The following is a 19,528-nucleotide window of genomic DNA, read 5'->3' on the forward strand; positions in this document are numbered from 1 at the left end:
ATATTTAATTTCAAAAGCCTTAAGAGCTGATTCTTAAAGGTTTTTTATATTTAATTACGTATTAAAATTTATTTTAAAAATTATAATTATTTTGCTTTAATTATAACAAAACTCAAAAATTCACAGATATAATTATCTTTCATTTACTTTATTGCCACGTTTTACTGTTGATTCTTTTAATCTCTCCACATGACTTTTTTTATCTGTCATTTTTTTCTTTTCTTGCCTTTGGACAGCATGCTCATCAAGTTTCTTTTGACAATAATTTTTTAATGAAGATATACCTAAAGCACCTGACATTTTTCCAATAAGTTTATATATTTTATCTTTCAAATGGTAATTTAGCATCCTTCATAACTTCTTGACGATCTTGAGAAGCTTTGCTTTCTAAGTACTGATCTACTTTATTATGAGTAGCTAATTTATTTTCTTTAAAGCAATTTGCTAGTTGTGTTTGAACCTTTTTTAGTTCTTCTACCTGATTAGGATTTTGTAAATTTGCGTTATCTATAATATCTATTAAAGGTTTAATAGAATTTTGTTGCATCTTTTTTGCTTCTTTTGCTTTTTTTATTTCAGACTCAAAGCCTAATGCCATGCGTCCCTTTAGCCCCGATACAGGTGGTGCTTCTTGTACTTTTTTTGCTTCTTTCTGTGTTTTTGTTTTGGATTCAAAGTCTTTAGACATATACTAACTTATTTATGTTAAAAAATTATATAATACTTAATAAGTATAAATATAAAATCTTAACCTAAGCTAATAAATATTAATTTTTTGACAATTATTTTAAATGATTGTTGTAAATAAAATTATTTATTCAGTAAATCCTCTAATAGTTTTTCCGATGGAATGCAGCCATTTAATAATAATTCGGAACTATGTAAATACTGAAGGAAATATTTATAGTGACACTTACACTAGTGTTGAGCCTTAAATTATAGGCTTTCTGGAGTTTTAGAAAGCCTAACTAATTACACCTATTTCATGACGTTTAACCTTGAGCTTAAGCTCCTCAAGGTTAAATCTAATATCAATCGCAGCTCCACCTGTCTCTCTATTTGCAATATCTAAAACACCGCAATGTTCTCCGACTATTCTTTTGACTATAGCAAGCCCTACTCCCATACCTTTACTTCTAGTGGTTACATAGCTTTCAGTAGCCTTACCTATTAGCTCAGGCGGGAACCCTCTGCCGTTATCTATGACTGCAATATTAATAAATTGCTCACTCGCATTTACATTAATTTTTATTGCTGCTTGATTACTTCCCTCTAATGATTCTTCAGCATTTTTAAGCAAATTTATCATCACTTGATTTATTTGAGTAGTATCACACGTAAAATTAAATTGATCGATATTAGTTTCAAAACTATAGGAAATATTATCATTAAGTAATTTACGTGCTTCTACAATATTATTAATTACATAAATCAAATCACAATTGGTAAATTTAGGTGCAGGAAGACGAGCAAAAAGAACAAATTCAGATACAATATTTTTAATATCATTAGTATGGCGAATAATCATTTTTAAATAATTCTCAAACTCTGCCCTTTCTTTAATTTCAGGACTAAATTTTTTAAGCAATCTTTCAGAAGCAAGCAAAATAGGTGTTAACGGATTTTTAATCTCATGTGCTACTTTTTTTGCTACATCCGACCAAGCTAATGCCCGTTGTGCTATCACTAAATCCCTTTGTTGGCGTGAAAGCTGCTTAATCATTCTATTAAATGCCGCATAAAGCGTTCCTATTTCGTCTTTATCTACTTCATTCTCTGGGACTTGCACTGTTAGATCACCGCTTTTTACTTTATCGGTTGCAATAACTAACTTCTTAATGGGATTTACTATTTTAGCAGTAACTATAACACCAAAACTTATCGCTATTAAAAGAAGTAATAAGGCTATAAAGATAAAAATAATTGAGAATTTTATTTGTATATTCCCTATCTGGTTTTTAAGACGATGATACTCTGCTGCCGCTCCATTAGTTGCATCTATATGATCAATAATTTTATTATCAATTGACCTACCAACTAGTAAATACACATCATTATATTCTTTTAACTTAATTAACATTCTTATTTTAGTTGGATCAGATTTTACTTCTACAGGCTCACACGAATCTGCCTTTTTAATTAGATGGGCAGGAATAGTTGCAAATGATAGAGAAAAACTTAAATAGCTATTAGCAATTATTGTATTAGTCGACTTATTTAACACTATTGCTTCATCAAGCGATCTCATTTCTGCTTCGGTGTTTAATGTTTTAGTAAATAAAGCGGGATTATGAATTAAATCGTAATACATATCACTTAAATCCTCAGCAACAGCAAGTGCTGTCTCTCGTAACAGCACTTTATGTTCAGCAATATAAGAATCAGCAACCATTATAGATTGATCAAGTACAACAGAAATTTTTCGATCAAACCAAGCCTGAATACTAAGGTTTAAAAAATAAGCAGAAGATATTGAAACGATTATAGTGGGAATAGCAGCAGCTAGACTAAATGCAACTACTATACGATTTTGTAACTTAGAAGTATTTTGATCGCTATTTTTAAAGAAAAAACTTTGGAAAAATCTGCGAGTTAATAATATGCCAAGGATTAAGAAAATTATTAAATCAATTAGTAAAAACCAAATCACTTTACTAGAATTAACTGCACCATTTTTTGTGCCGATAGATATTGTGTAATAAGTGAAATAAGAGAAAATAATAGCTATTGCGACTAAAATACCTATAAATCTTTTACTATAGAGATATTTAAATAAAAATATTTTTAATTTCGGCATCTTGCTATCTTAAAATCTTAATTCGTTTGTTATTTTAACGTGTTGCATGGCTCGTAAATTGTCATTGCGAGCGACCAAAGGAAGCGTGGCAATCTCATGAAGTAGAACTCCTAAGATTGCCACGTCGAGGCTTCGCCTCTTCCTCGCAATGACGACTATCCATCCACGCAAGCAAGTCTCACGCAGGAATAACATTGACTATAATAACAAAAAAAGCTAGAAATACCACTATTTCTAGCTTTTATGCTTTCTAATAAATGAAGATGGTAATTTAATTAAATTCAAGCAGCATCTGACCTTTGACCACATTATCCTTTTCACTTACGAAAATTTTAGCTATTTTCCCGTCACGTTCGGCTAAGATGATATTTTCCATTTTCATAGCGGTTAAGATCATAATTTCCTGCCCTATTGTTACTTCTTGTCCTTCTTTCACTTTAATTGATGCAATTTGACCGTTAAGAGGAGCTTGCAGTTCAGAATTTTCTTCTGTTACTACTTTCGAAACCATTAACCCTTCAAGTTCTGAAATACGAGGAGAACGAACGAAGGCTTTTACGCTAATACCAGCATGTGATAGTAAATAACCAGTTCTGATATTTTCAATTTTAATATTTGTCTTTTTGCCATTAATTATAGCTACAAAAAGCTCATTACCTAAATTCCAGTTACTACGAATATATATTCGGTCACTTTCATGGCGTATATTATAGCCATTTTCAACAGGCGTAATTAGAACGGGGAATAATTTATCGTCAATCGTTACCACCCATCTAGTACCGATTTTATTAGCTTGGTTATTGATATTTCCAGAAATTAAAGAAGCACGTCTTTGCTCAGATATATAAATAAAAATAGCGGTTGCTAAAAATACTCCCGTTACTTCTGAGGTTAGACTTGCACCAGAAAATCCATCTGGATATTCTTCTTGAATAAAAGCAGTAGAAATATCACCGCTAACAAAACGAGGATGAAGCATCACTGCTTCTAAGAAACTAATATTATGAGAAATACCATTAATAATATAAGAGCTTAAGGCAGAACGCATTACCTCAATTGCCTGCTCTCTTGTTTCGCCGTAAGTACATAATTTTGCAATCATCGAATCATAGAACATGCTAACTTCACCGCCAAGTCCAATACCGGTATCTATACGAATATTTGGACTTTTTACAGGTTCAGAATACGCCGTAATCCTACCACTAGAAGGCAGGAAACCACGACTTGGATTTTCTGCACAAATTCGTGACTCAAACGCCCAACCTTTTAATTTTACATCATCTTGCGTAAATGATAATTTTTTACCGGCAGCAATTTTTATCATTTCTTCAACAATATCTATACCAGTTATTAATTCAGTAACAGGGTGTTCTACCTGCAATCTCGTATTCATTTCTAAGAAATAGAAATTTTTCTCACTATCTACTATAAACTCAACAGTACCTGCTGAATAATATCCTACCTTTTTGGATAAAGATATTACTTGCCTATACATTTCTTGCCTTATTTCTTCGGTAATGAATGAGCTTGGTGCCTCTTCAATTACTTTTTGATGGTGACGCTGTATTGAACACTCACGTTCCCCAAGACATACGCTATTGCCATACTGATCAGCAAGCAATTGAATTTCGATATGACGAGGTCTTTGGATCAATTTTTCAATAAACAACCTATCATCACTAAAACTATTACCGGCTTCAAGCTTTGCAGATTCAAAAGCATTTGCCATTTCAGAAGGGTTATTTACCACTCTCATACCACGCCCGCCACCACCGGCAGCCGCTTTTACAATGACCGGAAAACCTATTTCTTTTGCAATATCTATTGCTTGCTTAACATCATTTATAGTTCCCATATAGCCAGGAACAGTACTAACTCCTGCTTCTATTGCTATCTTTTTTGCTTCAATTTTATCGCCCATTTTCTTTATAGTAGCAGCATTAGGACCTATTAAAACTACTCCCTCTCTTTTAAGAACATTGGCAAAATTAGGGTTTTCAGATAAAAAGCCATAGCCAGGATGTACGGCATTTGCACCGCTTTCACGAATTGCCGAAACAAGATTTTTAATAGATAGATAGCTTTCGGTTGCCGGTGAATCACCTATATAATAAGCTTCATCTGCATGCTGAACATACATTGAGTTTGTATCGGCTTCAGAATATACAGTAACCGACCCTATCCCCATTTTTTTTAAAGTACGGATTATTCTAACAGCAATTTCGCTACGATTAGCGATTAAAATTTTATCAAATAAAGGTTTAGTCATAGTTTTTTGTTTATATTATTATGAACTTTAATAATGTCATTCTTTCATAGGGTTGGCGTTATTGCGTAGAACATATGTCATTCCCGCTTAAGGCTTGCCCCACGTGGATCGAAAAGCACCCTCGGTGTCATGCCGTGGCTTGACCACGGCATCTATAAAACAATTAAAAATACTAAATTTTATTAGTATTTTTAACTGGATCCCGTGGTCAAGCCACGGGATGACATCAAATGCGTCTTACCTACGCAAGGATGACAGCTATAACGGCAAATTATCATGTTTCTTCCAAGGCAATTCTACCTTTTTAGTACGTAAGAAATTTAGGGCTTTACATATTCGCCATCTTGTATTTTGTGGTCTTATTATATCATCTAAATAGCCTCTAGATGCTGCAACAAAAGGTGATGTTACTACTTTTTTATATTCATCGATTTTTTGTTTTTTAGCCTCTGGATCTTTGCATTCTTCTCTAAATATTATTTCAGCTGCTCCCTCTGCTCCCATAACTGCGATTTCGGAATTAAACCAAGCATAATTTATATCACCTCTAAGATGTTTAGAGTTCATCACTATATAAGCTCCGCCATAAGCTTTACGAGTAATTACAGTAATCTTAGGGACTGTTGCTTCAGCATAAGCATATAAAAGTTTAGCACCGTGCTTGATAATACCATCATGCTCTTGAGAAGTACCTGGCAAAAACCCTGGCACGTCAACAAGACTTACTATAGGAATATTGAAAGCATCACAAAATCTAATGAATCTTGCTGCCTTTCTTGAAGCATTAATATCTAAACACCCCGCTAAATGCAATGGTTGATTCGCAACAAACCCTACTGGATATCCTTCCATATAGCCAAAACCAATGATGATATTCTTAGCAAAATCCGGTTGTAATTCAAAAAACTCTCCTTCATCTACAATACGTTCGACAAGTTCTTTCATATCATAAGGTTTATTGGGAGTATTAGGGATTAGAGTACTTAGAGACATATCAACCCTATCAGCAGGGTCAACAGTAGGACGAATAGGAAGAGGACTACGATTAGATGATGGCAGAAAATTAAAGAACCTACGAATTTCCAACAATACCTCTATGTCATTATTAAATGCAAGATCAGCCACACCGCTTTTGGTAGTGTGCATACGTGCACCACCAAGTTTCTCTTGGCTTACTTCCTCACCAGTAACGGTTTTTACTACATCAGGACCGGTTACAAACATATAGGAACTATTTTTAACCATGAATATAAAATCGGTTAAAGCAGGCGAATAAACAGCACCGCCCGCACAAGGACCCATAATTAAGGTAATCTGAGGAATAACACCTGATGCTAAAACATTACGCTGGAATAGCTCACCATATCCAGCAAGAGCATCCACACCCTCCTGAATTCTTGCACCACCTGAATCATTAATGCCGATTACGGGAGCACCAGTTGCTATAGCTTGATCTAGAATATCGCAGATCTTTTTAGCATGATACTCACCAAGTGAACCGCCAAGCACTGTAAAATCTTGGCTATAAATAAAAACTAATCTACCATTTATTGTGCCATGACCCGTTACAACACCATCACCTAAAAACTTCTTATCATCCATCCCAAAATTTTCACATCTATGAGCTACAAACATTCCTGTTTCGGTGAAACTATTAGGATCTAATAATACCTCTATTCGCTCACGTGCTGTTAACTTACCTTTCTTATGCTGGGTATTAATTCTATCTTCACCACCCCCTTGCCTCGCAATATTTTTTTTTTCGTCAAGTAACTCCGCAGAGATTATATTACTTTGATTCATAGATATTTATAATTTTATTTTTCAAAATATCCGTAGTATAATATAATAATGTTAGCGTGAAAAGATAATTATTTATGTCATCTACCAAAGATAGCAAAGAACAAACTAGAAAAACTAAAATAAAGCCTAATTTTAGCAATTTATCATCTGCTCTAAAAAAGAATTTACAGAGACGAAAAAAAGCTAAGGAAGAAAAACCTAACAATTAAATATTTTAAAAAGGTAAAGTATGAATTTATATACATTAATGATTAAAATTGGTAATTTTTTCTCTTTATTTATTCCTGAACAAAATATAGAAAAATCTAGTAATGATATTCCGGCTAATAGAGAAGCCACCCGTGATTATTATGAAGATTTAGGCAACCCTTATTAAAAGGACTAAATATAATTTAAGTTGACGCTATCTCAAGCTTAAAGTAATAATAAAAAACAAATATTATTGAAGAAAATATAAATTATATTACTATTCGAAATCAAACCTTATCTGAACTACAAGAAAAGATAAAAAATTATACAGATTCTAAAGGAAAGAAAATTTCTTTGGCGGATGAATTAATAAAATCAAGACTTCTAGAAGCTGAGAATGAATAATATAATTTATGTCATCTACCAAAGATAGCAAAGAACAAACTAGAAAAAGATGAAAAGATGTAACTTCTTATAAAAATATTTCAGAAGTTAAGATTTCTTTACCGTTAGCAAATAATTTAGCTTGTAATATATTAAAATAAAGTATAATAATGCACGGCAAATTACTAATGAGGAGGAAACGAATATGATTATAACGCATGAAATAATAAATAGAATAGCAACACAACAAGTTACAAAAGATGATGTCGTAACACTAAAAAGTGCTTTTGGTAACGATATCCCTGGACGCAAAGCTTTTCTTGCCGTATTAGATGAAATTTTAACAGATCAGGATTTACATGCATTAAACTCCGCAGTAATGAAGCATGCTAACATTTTAAGTGACGCACCGAATCTTTTATGTAGGACGCAAGAAGAGAAAGTTTCTGCTGACTTACTAGTAATGGAAGCTAAACGTAGTGGTATGCAAATAAAATTTGACAATAATAATAACGCACAACCTCTAAAGCCTCTAGACATTCCTGACGCTATTTTAGCTCATTATAATACATTACAAAAACATTTCTATAATGATACTAAGGTAAGAGAGAATAATAAATCTAATTATGATATCAATAGTTTAGTATCTCAAAGCATAAACTTTCTTTTATATCCTTCTCTTTTAAGAGCTACAAAAACTTACCAAGATTGGAGCGATGAGACTAAAATGAGTACTGAAATAGCATTGCAAGATATGAAAGGTCAGTATATTAAGCAGTTAAGTGACTCTAATATTGCACAACATGCAATCAATCATAAACAAGTAAAATTCAACTCAGACCCACAAAAAAATATATCTTCAGATGATAAAGTTAATAATATTATTACTATTTACGGTAATAATTTAGGTATAACTACAGAAAAAATAGTATTAAGTGCCATAGAACAATATGAAAATAACAACAAATTAAATTTAGATAATTCAACTAAAACAAACGTAACGAAAATATTAACCGATCAACTAAACGATAGTTTACTCAATAAGCTAGAGAAGAATTTTTATCCGACGTTAGTTATAAATAGCAAAAAAATAGTAGATATAATTACTAAAGGATTGGAAAAAATTAAAATAAATAAGCTTAATATATTTAACAAATTCAAAAATTTTAATGAAGAAAATTTATTGACAATAATTAACAAAGTACCAGAAAAAATAGGAATCGCTAAAAATAAATCTAATATAAATAGAAAGCCACAAATATCACCAGTAATTAAAGGCGATGTAGATGAAATTTTGAATAAATTGTCTAAAATGCCAAATTTATCAGAAAAAGAAAAAATGTTATTACAAAAACCTAATATAACAAATAAACCAAAATCACGAAAAAGCCATACAATTTGACAATAATTCAAACCTAGGGTAATGATTAAAATCATGTATCCTCTGTCATCCCGTGGACAAGCCACGGGATGACACATCGGACGCATTTTCCTAACTACAAAACCTCGCCAACCTTACGCAGGAATTAGAAGCAAAACTAATAAACTACTATATACTATGGATTCAAATAAATTATATCTCTTTAAGGATAGGCGATTCTTACCGAATTTTATAGTACAATTATGTGGTTGTCTTAACGATAACATCTTGAAAAATGCTCTTGTAATTCTAATTACTTATGGAGTTGTTGGTTCTCTAAGCAAATATAATAACTTACTTGTTTTAGTTACCAATGCTATTTTTGTCTTACCTTTTATAATATTTGCAAGTATAGCCGGGCAAATCGCTGATAAATATGAACGCTCTACCCTAATTAAAATAATAAAAGCTTGCGAGATTGCTATAATTGCTTTTGCTATTTACGGCTTTCATCATAATAATATTATAGTACTGCTCTGCTCTATTTGCCTAATGGGTATTCATTCCACTTTCTTTGGTCCAATTAAATATAGCGTTCTTCCTGATCATTTGAGTAAAGAGGAATTGCTTGGAGCTAACGGCTTTGTTGAAGCCGGAACTTTCATTGCCATTTTTATTGGTACTATAATCGGCAGTTATTACACAATCAGTAATAATTTCATAATTTATTCCTTAATTACAATTGCAGCTATTGGCTTTATTTCAAGCCTTACTACACCAAAATCAAATAACGCAAATCGTGATATTAAGATAAATTTTAATATCATAAACGAAAGCCTAAATATGATAAGATATGCTCAAACCAAAAAGCAAATATACTTAGCAATACTAGGCATTTCATGGTTTTGGTTTATTGGAGCTGCTATAATTTCTCAGATACCTTTGCTTGCTAAAATAACGTTTAAAGCTGATGAGAATGTTGCTAATTTATTTTTAGCGGTTTTCTCGCTTGGCGTTGGTGTCGGCTCATTTTTATGTAGTAAAATATTTGAAGATGAAATCACTGTTAAATACCTCTTTATTTCAGCACTTGGCATTAGTATTTTTGGCATCGATTTATTTTTTGCTAGTAGAATTAGTGCAGTTGCTTATGAACCAGCTCAACTAAAAAGTATCTTTGTATTTTTATCAAAAAGGCATAATTGGCGAATAGTTATTGATCTATTCTTTTTAGCAGCAATTGGTGGATTATATATTGTGCCTCTTTTTGCTATATTACAGCATTACGCAAATCCCGCTCACCGCAGCCGTATTATTGCCGTAAATAACCTAATTAATTCTATCTTTATGGTGGGATCAACTATTATCCTATCATTATTATTTTATTTAAATTTTACGATACCTTGGATAATATTATTTATCAGCCTATCTAATATCATCGTTACTATCTATATTTATCGCCTAATCCCTGAAGTTAAAATTATTCCTTACCCTGTCTTGCGTAGAATATTCCAATTTTGGTTTGATTTAATGTATAAGGTTGAAGTTAAAGGACTTGAGAACTTACAGAAAGCAGGTAGCAAAGTAGTAGTAATTGCCAATCATATTTCATATCTTGATCCACCTTTAATTGCAACCTATCTAAAAGAGGAAATGACCTTTGCAATAAGCCCTGATATACGCAAAATATGGTGGATTAGACCATTCTTGCGTATGGCTAATACTTTGCCTGTTGATCCAAACAACCCAATGGCAATTAAGACTTTAGTAAAAGAAGTACAAAATGACCGAAAAATAGCTATTTTTCCGGAGGGCAGAATAAGTGTTACCGGCTCTTTAATGAAGATTTATGAGGGTCCTGGGATGATTGCCGATAAAGCAAATGCAACTATTTTACCGGTTAGAATAGATGGCACACAATTTACTCATTTCTCAAAGCTACAAAATATATTAAAGAGAAAAATATTTCCTAAAATTACTGTTACTGTTCTACCGCCAGTAAAATTTGCTGATATTGGTGCTACATCCGGTCAAGAAAGACGCAAATATATAGCAAGAACTCTATATGATATCATGGCTGATATGATGTTTGAGAGTTCAGACTATAAGAATACTTTATTTGCATCGCTGATAGAAGCTGCCAAAATTCATGGGTTTAAGAAAAGAATAGTTAATGATTTTGAAAATAACAAAGCTACTTATCGTGATTTAATACTCAAATCTTTTATTCTTGGTGATTTAATCAAAAGAAATAATATTTTTGGCAAGCATCTAGGTTTAATGCTACCTAACACGACAAATACCCTAATTACCTTTTATGCCATGCAATTTAGCGGGTTTGTTCCAGCTATAATTAATTGGAGCAGCGGGATAAATACTATTATTAACTCATGTAAAACTGCACAGCTAAAAGTAATTTATACCTCAAAGCAATTTATAGAAAAAGCAGAGCTACACGAATTAATAACTAATTTATTAGATTTTGGTATTAAAGTAATATATTTAGAAGATTTTAAAAACCAAATCAATCTAGCTCTAAAATTAAAAGCCTCAATGGGCATCCGTTTTTCTAAAACTTATTATAAGTATTTTTGTCGTAATCGTGATGATGAAAAGCCAGCAGTAATAATTTTTACTTCAGGCACTGAAGGGGAGCCTAAAGCTGTAATGTTATCTCATAGAAATCTGCAAGCTAATAGATATCAAGCAACTGCTAAAATACCTTTTAGCCCTGACGATATAGTATTTAACTCACTGCCATTATTCCACTGCTTTGGGCTTGGCGGAGCGATTATTACAACTTTAAACGGCATTAAGCTATTTTTATACCCCTCACCTTTAAATTACCGCAGCATACCAGAAATGATATATGATGTTGGAGCAACCATATTAATTTCAACTGATACATTTTTAAATGGCTATGCCAATTATGCTCATCCATATGATTTTTATTCATTGCGTTATATATTTGCAGGTAGTGAAAAACTAAAAGAAACTACCAGACAATTTTGGCTTAATAAATATGGCATACGTATTTTTGAAGGATATGGTATAACGGAAAGCTCACCTATCATTGCTTGCAATACTCCTATGCATAGTAAAGCTGGTACTGTTGGGAGGTTGTTGTCAAAGATTGAATATAAACTTGAAAAAGTTGAAGGGATAGATGAAGGTGGACGTTTACTAATTCGTGGTCCTAACGTCATGCTTGGTTATTTAGACGAAAATGGTAACTATATTTATAAAGAATGGTACGATACGGGTGATATAGTTAAGATCGATGGAGAAGGCTACATAACCATTTTAGGACGTTTAAAAAGATTTGCTAAAATAGCTGGCGAGATGATTTCGCTTACAAAAGTCGAGGAGCTTGCAAGTGAGATTGATCCTAGCTCCTTGCATGCTGCAATTTCTACACAAGATGAAACGCAAGGGGAAAAGATTATTTTATTTACTACCAGTACTATTATAAATAGAGAAAATTTTACAAATAACGTACGCAAAGCACAAGTTTCTTTACTCTATATACCGAAAATAGTTATTACTTTACCTGAGATACCGCTACTTGCAAATGGTAAGGTTAATTACTTAGAAATGATAAGAAATTTGGATAAGTATACCAATGAATAATACTTTGCCATCGTGAATAAATTGTCGTATCATTGCAAACGACCGAAAGTCGTAGGGAATTACAAAAATAATAAAAAATACTAATTTATAGCATTTTTTTTACTGAATTGCGTACGTACAATTACTTCGTAATTTCTTAAGCTCAAAAAGAAAAATACATGTACACGCTTAAATCCATATCGATAAAATAAAATGACAAAGCTAGTTAGAGATTTAGTTCCGCAAGCCATCTTAAAATCAGGCAGAATACCGATTACCTATATTGCAGAATCATATGAATATAAAAAACTATTGAAAAATAAACTACTAGAGGAAATAGAAGAATTTTTAGAAGATGAACGTATCGAAGAAATTGCCGACATATTAGAAGTGCTTGAAACAATTTGTAATATTAATAACTATAAACTAAAAGATATACTAAACAAAAAAAGAAATCTAACGGTGGCTTTAGTGATATAGTAGTTTTAGAAAAGATACTAAACTAACTTACTATATTTATCATCTAAACCGTACTTTCTCCCTTTATTAGAAGAATCTACTATTTTCAAAAACCCCTGATCTACCCAATCGGCACAAAGCTTAGCACTTGTTCGAGGTTTAAAACCAAAAACTTTACCAATTTGACTACTAGTTACAACTTCAAATTGCTTAAAAAGCTCTAAAACTTTTCTCTGTTTAGGATCAAGCTTTCTAAGTAATGCACTCATGTCAGGAAGCTCTTTATTACTTACCTCTTGCATTTGATTAAGTACTTTTTCAAAAGATATAGCCATACCATTTATAAAATACTCTACCCAGCCTGTTATATCTGCTTCAGCATGCCCCATATAGTAATTATGATGTCCTATGCTAATAGCCTCATAATAAGCTCCTAGGTTTTTAGCATAGTACTCTTCAAGAGAATACAAGCCTTTAAGATCGTAACCTCCTAAATGAAGTATTAAGGTTGTAAGTAGTCTTGCAGTTCTACCGTTACCGTCATAATAAGGGTGTATAGTTGCAAATTGATAATGAACTATTGCTGCAATAACAGGAAAAGGCAGCTCATTATTATTAATCCATAATACCATATTGTGCATAAGATTTTTTACGTCTTTTGCTTCCGGAGGCATATAAATAATTTTTTTTGTCCCGCTATCTTTAATGACATTTTGTCCATCACGATATTTTGTAGGCTTAACATTAGTTTTGCCATTAGACATAACTAAAGCATGAATAATTTGTATTATACTCTCTGTAATTTTTATATTTTGGGCTACCCATTTTTCTACTTGCATTAAAGCTGCATAGTAACCTTTAACTTCATGCTCATCTCGTTCTCTTCCTGGAAAATGCTCTTGATGTTGAACTATGTTTTTAATCTGATCTGCATCAAGCCTATTCCCCTCAATCATAGTAACGCCAGTTTAGGATAAGAGTGTAAGGAATAAAGATAATAAAGCAGGGTATTTACAAGAGAGGAGTGTTGAGTTACATAGATTTTGAATCAAAAAAATATGCACTCAACAATGAAAAGATGTATCATAACTCTATTTTGTATAATAGATAATTATTGTAAAGTTTACGAAGAATGGGAAGAAAGCAAATTAATACCCAGCGTTAGGAAGCGTAGGAGATCAGGGAGTTTAAGGCTTTCAGAACTATATAACTATAGTATTATATTTTTATATATCTCCATGCAAAGATTTTAAGAATTATTATTTATATCATCTATCATGTAAATATAGAGGATATTTTAGTCTTCCTAGTTACAGTCGGATAATCCAGTTGTGGCCAAGATTAGTATTACCTTTAACTATAATGTTACAATTATTTACAGGAGATGAGACTGGTATATATTTTGTTGATTCAACCAAATTATCGATATGTCATGCAAAACGTACAAATAATAATAAAGTGTTTAGTGGCATTGCTAAAATAGGTATGAGTAGTTACGGATGGTTTATGGGATTTAAATTACATATTGTAATTAATAATAAAGGTCAGATTATGGCAATTAAAATAACAAAGGGTAATGCTAGTGATTTATCTGCTGTAGACTCAATTACCAAAGGATTATGGGGTAAATTATTTGGAGACAAGGCTTATATTTCTAAGGAAATGTCCGCTAAATTATTTAGTCGTGGGCTACGGTTATTTACTGGGATTCGCAAGGATATGAAAAATCATTTATTAGATATAGAAGATAAAATACTCTTAAAAAGCAGATCAATAATTGAATCAGTATTTAATGTACTAAAAAACAGCATGAACCTTGAACATTCAAGACATCGCTCCCCTATTAATTTCTTAGTTCATATACTTTCTTGCGTAAATGCTTTTAATTTCAATAAATCTAAAAAATTTCTAACACTACTTGCTTATCCTCAGACCTCCTTATCCTAAACTGGCGTTTTTAATCTAAAGGCAATATCAGATTTACTATAATTTCTACCAGAGAAAGTTTGAGCTGGTTTGCCATCAATATTAATCCGGTAAATGCCTTTAAATGAATATCTATTAAGATAGATAAACCTTGCAGTAATTTTTGCTGGATCATTACTGTCATTATTACTTCTAACTTGATAATAATGTTCTTTGGAGTGTTTTTCTTTATGGGAGTCTAATAGTTTACTAACCTTATCTGGATTCTTCTTAACCGCATTATAGGACGTCACTAGCTCTAGATTAATATCAGATAGGAAGCAATGTTTAAATTTATCTCTAACTTGAAAAAATAAAGCCCCACCACCAAGGAATGGTTCATAGTAATTATTTAGTGTGGACGGAAGAAACTTAATTAATTGATCGGTAATTTTTCTTTTACCTCCGACCCATTGTAAGAATGGTTGTGCCTTGTTTGATTTATTAACCCACCAATTAAATACCTGACATAATAGTTGCAAATACTAAAATATAATGTTAGAATGAAATAATGCTAAAAAAAGAAGATTTTAGGACATTATCAACGAGTGCACAAGCAGCTTTAAGAAAAGTTGCATTAAGAGCAATTGATAAAGGAGAAAAACAATCAGATGTATCAAATCTTATAGGAGTAACACGTCAGACTATTAGTAACTGGGTTAACAAAAGAAGAAGAGGTGATAAATATGCAATAACTGGCAAGTCTAGAGGAAGAAAGACAGGAGAGAAAAGAATAATAAATGAAATGCTGGGTAAAAAAATACAAGATTATATAAATCACTCTAGACCAGAAGATCACAATATCAAATCTGCACTATGGTCAAGAAAAGCTATTAATGCCCTGATTAAAAAATGCTGTGGTTTCTTTTTGCCATTAAGTACGATTGGAGAATATTTAAGAAGATGGGGATATACTGCACAAAAACCAAAGAAATTAGCTTATGAGCAACAGCCAAAACAAGTTCAAGTATGGCTAGATGAAGAATATCCCGCAATAGTAAAACAAGCACAAATGGAACAAGCTGAAATACACTGGTGAAGTGAGGTGGCCCAATTTGTCTAGACTAAAAATTAAGATTTATGAGATATAAATTGTATTATAATTTTACTCAATAATTTTTGTAGAATACACCTGTTCTGGAGTGAGATATTCTAATGACTGGTGCATTCTTTTTCTATTATAAAAATTTATGTAATCAGTTATAGCATTTTTTGCCTCCTTGACAGTATTTAAAACCATCAAATATATTTTTTCTTGTTTTAATGAACGCCAAAATCTTTCTATAAATACATTATCTAGGGCTCTGCCTTTACCATCCATACTGATTTTGATTTCACGTTTAATTAGTTTATCTGTAAAATCTTTTGATGTAAATTGAGAACCTTGATCTGTATTAAAGATTTCAGGCTGACCATATTTTATTATTGCTTCTTCAAGTGCATCAATACAAAAGTCACTTTCTAAACTAATAGACACCTTCCAGCTCACAATATAACGACTAAACCAATCAATAATTGCTACCAAATATACAAATCCTTGTGCCATTCTAATATAAGTGATATCTGTACTCCATACCTGATTTACTTTAATAATTTCAACTCCTTTTAAAAGATATGGATATATTTTATGAGCTTGATTGCGCTTACTTAAGTTCATTTTAGGATAGATAGCTTCAATAGCCATTATTCTATAATAACGACTTACTGCCTTGCGACCAATTGTGATGCCCAATGGTACAAGGTGCTCAGACATTCTTCTTGCTCCAAAGTAAGGATGCTGTGTGTATATTTCATCAATCACTTGCATTATTTTTAAGTCTTTTTGGGTTAAGCCTTGTGGCTTGTAATAATAGCTAGATTTGTTAATAAACAGTAGAGTACATTGCCTAGCGATACTTAGATTACTACACTCTTTATCTACCATATTTTTTCTAATTGCCAAGTCCAAACAATGTAGATTTTTTTTTCAACCAGTCACGTTCAACAGTTAACTGGCCTATTTGTTCATACAATTGTTTTATTAAATCCTGATGATCTGGATCCTTAGATTGTGGCTTAATTTGAAAACTACTAATTAAATTTTCTATACCTCTTTTCTTCCATGCTTGTATTTGTGTCGGATGAACTCCATATTTGCTACTAATTTGAGCTATTGTCATTTCAGCTTTTATTGTTTCTAAAACTATCTTTGTTTTTTCTGCTGCACTATATTGTTTTGCTTTTTTGGACATATAATTTCTCTTTTGTATCTGAAAATTATATCTCATTCTAGCATTTTAGTAGTCCAGTTTTTGGGTACCATTATAGCATTTGCTGAAGGTTTAAAGGATACAAAAATTACACATCTTAATATGAATCTTGGCTTTGATAATATAGGGGATGCAGTAATTACACTAGTTGAAAAATTAAAAAATACTAAGATTACACATCTTAGTTTGCATGCTTATAAAATGAAAAAAGAAATTATGCCTTTTTTAGCACAAATTTTAAAAGATACTCAAATTACTCACTTAGATTTGTCCAATAACCATATAGGAGATTCAGGAACAGTTGCGTTAGCTTCTGGTCTTAAGGGTAGTAAGATTATAAGTCTTAATTTAACATCTAATGATATAGAACAAAAAGGAGTGCAGAGTTTAGCAAATTCTTTAAAGGATACAGAAATTACAATTCTGAATCTGTGTGCTAATAAAATAGGACAAACAGGAGCAATAACCTTAGCTAATTCTTTGAAAAATAGTCAAATTACAAATCTTGAGCTTGGTGGTAACCGCATAGGAGATCACGGAATACATATTTTGGCTCAAAATTTAAAAGGTACACAACTTACCTATTTAGGTCTTCATTATAATGATATAGGAAATGATGGGGTACAAGCATTAATTCATGGTATACAGGATACTAAAATTATAAATCTTAAGCTTAGTTCCAATCACATATGGTATGAAGAATCTGAAACCTTAGCTAGAAGTTTAAAACATACTCATATTACACATCTTAGTCTTGCAGGCTCTATTGGTAGAGGAGTATTAAAAGTTATATCTGAAAACCTAGTAGGTACTCAAATTATAAACCTTGATCTTAGTTGTAATAGAAGTATTACAAGCAAAGATATGAAATTTTTGGCTAAAGACTTGAAGAATACAAAAATTACAGAACTTAATTTTTATAACAATAGGATGGGAGAAGAAGGAGCAATAGCTTTGTCCGAAGGATTAAAAGATACTCAAATTACAAACCTTGATCTTAGTTATAATAGAATAGGGATAGAAGGAACTAAGGCTTTAGCAAATGTTTTGGATAGAACTAATATTATGTCTCTTAATCTTCGCAAGAGTAGAATGGAGGATGACGGTGCTAAAGCATTAGCTGTAGTATTACCAAATACCAAAATTAAATATCTTAACTTGTACAAAAGTTTAATAGGAGACGAAGGAATAAGAGCTTTGGCGGAATCTTTAGAAAATACTCAGATTACTAATCTTAATCTAGGTTTAAACAGTATAGATCAAGCAGGAGCAATGGCTTTAGCTAAAGGATTGAAAAATACACAAATTACTCACCTTCACCTCTATGCTACCTTCAGAAGTTATAAAAAAGACCAAAGAATACAAATCTTTGTTCAAGGTTTAAAAGGTAGCAAAGTTATAGACCTTGATCTTAGTTCTAATGATGTAGACGATATAGAAGTGCATACTCTGGGTGAATCTCTTAAAGATAGTAAAATTATAGATCTTAATCTAGGTGGTAATAGTATAAAAGACAAAGGAGCAGAAATTTTAGCTAACTGCTTAAAAGATACTCAGATTGCATATCTTAATCTTAGTTATAATAATATAGGTAGTGAAGGAATACGAACACTAGCTGCATGTCTGAAAGACACTCAAATCATACATCTTGTTTTGAATGAAAAAAGTATAGGAAAAGATGGAGTACAAGCTTTAGCTACAGGTCTCAAAAACACGCAAGTGATAAACCTTATTCTCACTTCCCAGCATTTAGGAAAAGATGGCATGAATTCTATGATTAAAGATTTTCAAGATTCGCATATAGCATGTCTTGATATTAATTTTGAATATATAGGATTAAATACTTACTGGGAGCTAAGGAATGTTTTATATCAAAATTGGATAAATGCAAAACATTTAACTCATATATTTAAAAATGTGGTGTTTGAAGATAATAACAATTTATTAGCATTTTCTACTATAATAAATGATCTAAGTTTAGAACAATATACAGATCAGTGCATCTTCTTTATAAACTGTACTCCTGATATGGTTTCTCATATTATTAACGATAATAGTATAACATATACACGAGAACAAATAGTAAAATTTATAAAAAGCATTTCAGATGAATTTGCTGTGTTTAATACTAAATTAGAGGCAGATATAAATACTAAAATAAATATTCTAAAAAAATGTGAAGATATGGAATTAAGTAGTACTGTCGAAAGTTTGTTATATCATAGACCGATTTATTTGATTGATGAAAAACAATGTATATTACATCCATATATGTACAAGATGCTAAATAAATATAACATGCCTTTATATAATGAGCAAATTGAGCCTGATATAAAAGAAAAAATAATATCCTATTATGCTAATCATCCAGAAGTTGATGATGCTCAAGACATCATTGATTTATTAGGGGAAGTAGAAATTACCTAAACAAAAACCTAGATTTA

General features: G+C 31.6%; 16 protein-coding genes and 1 pseudogene. 8 read left to right on the forward strand and 9 right to left on the reverse strand.

The features are described 5' to 3' along the window. Positions 1-132 precede the first annotated feature (132 nt). From AAGD54_RS00280 to AAGD54_RS00300, 5 genes are all read right to left on the reverse strand, one after another. Entirely contained in the window at positions 133-333 is a 201-nt protein-coding gene (locus AAGD54_RS00280) for a hypothetical protein (RefSeq protein ID WP_341794709.1), read from the reverse strand. After that, a complete protein-coding gene (locus AAGD54_RS00285) occupies positions 323-688 on the reverse strand; it encodes a hypothetical protein (RefSeq protein ID WP_341794710.1) in 366 nt (121 codons plus the stop codon). Before AAGD54_RS00285 ends, AAGD54_RS00280 begins: the two co-directional genes overlap by 11 nt. Positions 689-964: 276 nt before the next feature. Then, a complete protein-coding gene (locus AAGD54_RS00290; RefSeq protein WP_341794711.1) occupies positions 965-2,797 on the reverse strand; it encodes a PAS domain-containing sensor histidine kinase in 1,833 nt (610 codons plus the stop codon). Positions 2,798-3,068: 271 nt separating this feature from the next. Further along, positions 3,069-5,066 carry an acetyl/propionyl/methylcrotonyl-CoA carboxylase subunit alpha gene (locus tag AAGD54_RS00295; RefSeq protein ID WP_341794712.1) on the reverse strand — a complete coding sequence of 666 codons (1,998 nt, stop codon included), beginning with the start codon at positions 5,064-5,066 and terminating at the stop codon, positions 3,069-3,071. 258 nt (positions 5,067-5,324) lie between these two features. Further along, complete coding sequence (locus tag AAGD54_RS00300; RefSeq protein ID WP_341794713.1) at positions 5,325-6,869, reverse strand: acyl-CoA carboxylase subunit beta; 1,545 nt, start codon at positions 6,867-6,869, stop codon at positions 5,325-5,327. Between the two features lie 74 nt (positions 6,870-6,943). Here AAGD54_RS00300 and AAGD54_RS00305 point away from each other — a divergent pair, with 74 nt between their 5' ends. From AAGD54_RS00305 to AAGD54_RS00325, 5 genes are all read left to right on the forward strand, one after another. Next, on the forward strand, positions 6,944-7,078 hold the full coding sequence (locus AAGD54_RS00305; RefSeq protein ID WP_341788997.1) for a hypothetical protein: 135 nt from the start codon (positions 6,944-6,946) through the stop codon (positions 7,076-7,078). A 20-nt stretch (positions 7,079-7,098) separates the two neighbouring features. Next, positions 7,099-7,245 (forward strand): hypothetical protein, encoded by a 147-nt coding sequence (locus AAGD54_RS00310; RefSeq protein ID WP_012152024.1) that lies wholly within the window; start codon positions 7,099-7,101, stop codon positions 7,243-7,245. A gap of 402 nt (positions 7,246-7,647) precedes the next feature. After that, on the forward strand, positions 7,648-8,844 hold the full coding sequence (locus tag AAGD54_RS00315; protein WP_341794714.1) for a DUF5410 family protein: 1,197 nt from the start codon (positions 7,648-7,650) through the stop codon (positions 8,842-8,844). A gap of 156 nt (positions 8,845-9,000) precedes the next feature. After that, positions 9,001-12,432 (forward strand): acyl-[ACP]--phospholipid O-acyltransferase, encoded by a 3,432-nt coding sequence (locus tag AAGD54_RS00320; RefSeq protein ID WP_341794715.1) that lies wholly within the window; start codon positions 9,001-9,003, stop codon positions 12,430-12,432. A 192-nt stretch (positions 12,433-12,624) separates the two neighbouring features. After that, entirely contained in the window at positions 12,625-12,891 is a 267-nt protein-coding gene (locus AAGD54_RS00325; RefSeq protein ID WP_341789269.1) for a hypothetical protein, read from the forward strand. A 17-nt stretch (positions 12,892-12,908) separates the two neighbouring features. Here the strand turns inward: AAGD54_RS00325 and AAGD54_RS00330 are convergent, their stop codons facing one another. Then, positions 12,909-13,826, reverse strand: a complete 918-nt coding sequence (locus AAGD54_RS00330; protein WP_341794716.1) for a Fic family protein — start codon at positions 13,824-13,826, stop codon at positions 12,909-12,911. Between the two features lie 274 nt (positions 13,827-14,100). Between AAGD54_RS00330 and AAGD54_RS00335 the strand changes: the two genes are divergently transcribed. Beyond that, positions 14,101-14,817, forward strand: a complete 717-nt coding sequence (locus tag AAGD54_RS00335; RefSeq protein WP_341795139.1) for an IS982 family transposase — start codon at positions 14,101-14,103, stop codon at positions 14,815-14,817. An 8-nt stretch (positions 14,818-14,825) separates the two neighbouring features. On the opposite strand, the pseudogene AAGD54_RS00340 reads toward AAGD54_RS00335, so the two are convergent. Further along, positions 14,826-15,317, reverse strand: a pseudogene (locus tag AAGD54_RS00340) (DNA adenine methylase); the annotation flags it as partial. A gap of 29 nt (positions 15,318-15,346) precedes the next feature. On the opposite strand from AAGD54_RS00340, the gene AAGD54_RS00345 reads away from it, so the two are divergent. Further along, the gene (locus tag AAGD54_RS00345) at positions 15,347-15,874 is read left to right on the forward strand and encodes a helix-turn-helix domain-containing protein (protein ID WP_341794717.1); all 528 of its coding nucleotides are present in this window, start codon (positions 15,347-15,349) and stop codon (positions 15,872-15,874) included. Positions 15,875-15,940: 66 nt separating this feature from the next. On the opposite strand, the gene AAGD54_RS00350 is transcribed toward AAGD54_RS00345, so the two are convergent. Together AAGD54_RS00350 and AAGD54_RS00355 are read right to left on the reverse strand one after the other, a co-directional pair. Further along, entirely contained in the window at positions 15,941-16,759 is an 819-nt protein-coding gene (locus AAGD54_RS00350) for an IS3 family transposase (protein WP_341794310.1), read from the reverse strand. A 7-nt stretch (positions 16,760-16,766) separates the two neighbouring features. After that, a complete protein-coding gene (locus AAGD54_RS00355; protein ID WP_341794552.1) occupies positions 16,767-17,066 on the reverse strand; it encodes a transposase in 300 nt (99 codons plus the stop codon). Between the two features lie 60 nt (positions 17,067-17,126). Between AAGD54_RS00355 and AAGD54_RS00360 the strand changes: the two genes are divergently transcribed. After that, positions 17,127-19,511 carry a hypothetical protein gene (locus AAGD54_RS00360; RefSeq protein ID WP_341794718.1) on the forward strand — a complete coding sequence of 795 codons (2,385 nt, stop codon included), beginning with the start codon at positions 17,127-17,129 and terminating at the stop codon, positions 19,509-19,511. The last annotated feature ends 17 nt before the right edge of the window (positions 19,512-19,528 follow it).

It is taken from the genome of Rickettsia endosymbiont of Rhinocyllus conicus (assembly GCF_964026465.1).
Lineage (GTDB): Bacteria > Pseudomonadota > Alphaproteobacteria > Rickettsiales > Rickettsiaceae > Rickettsia.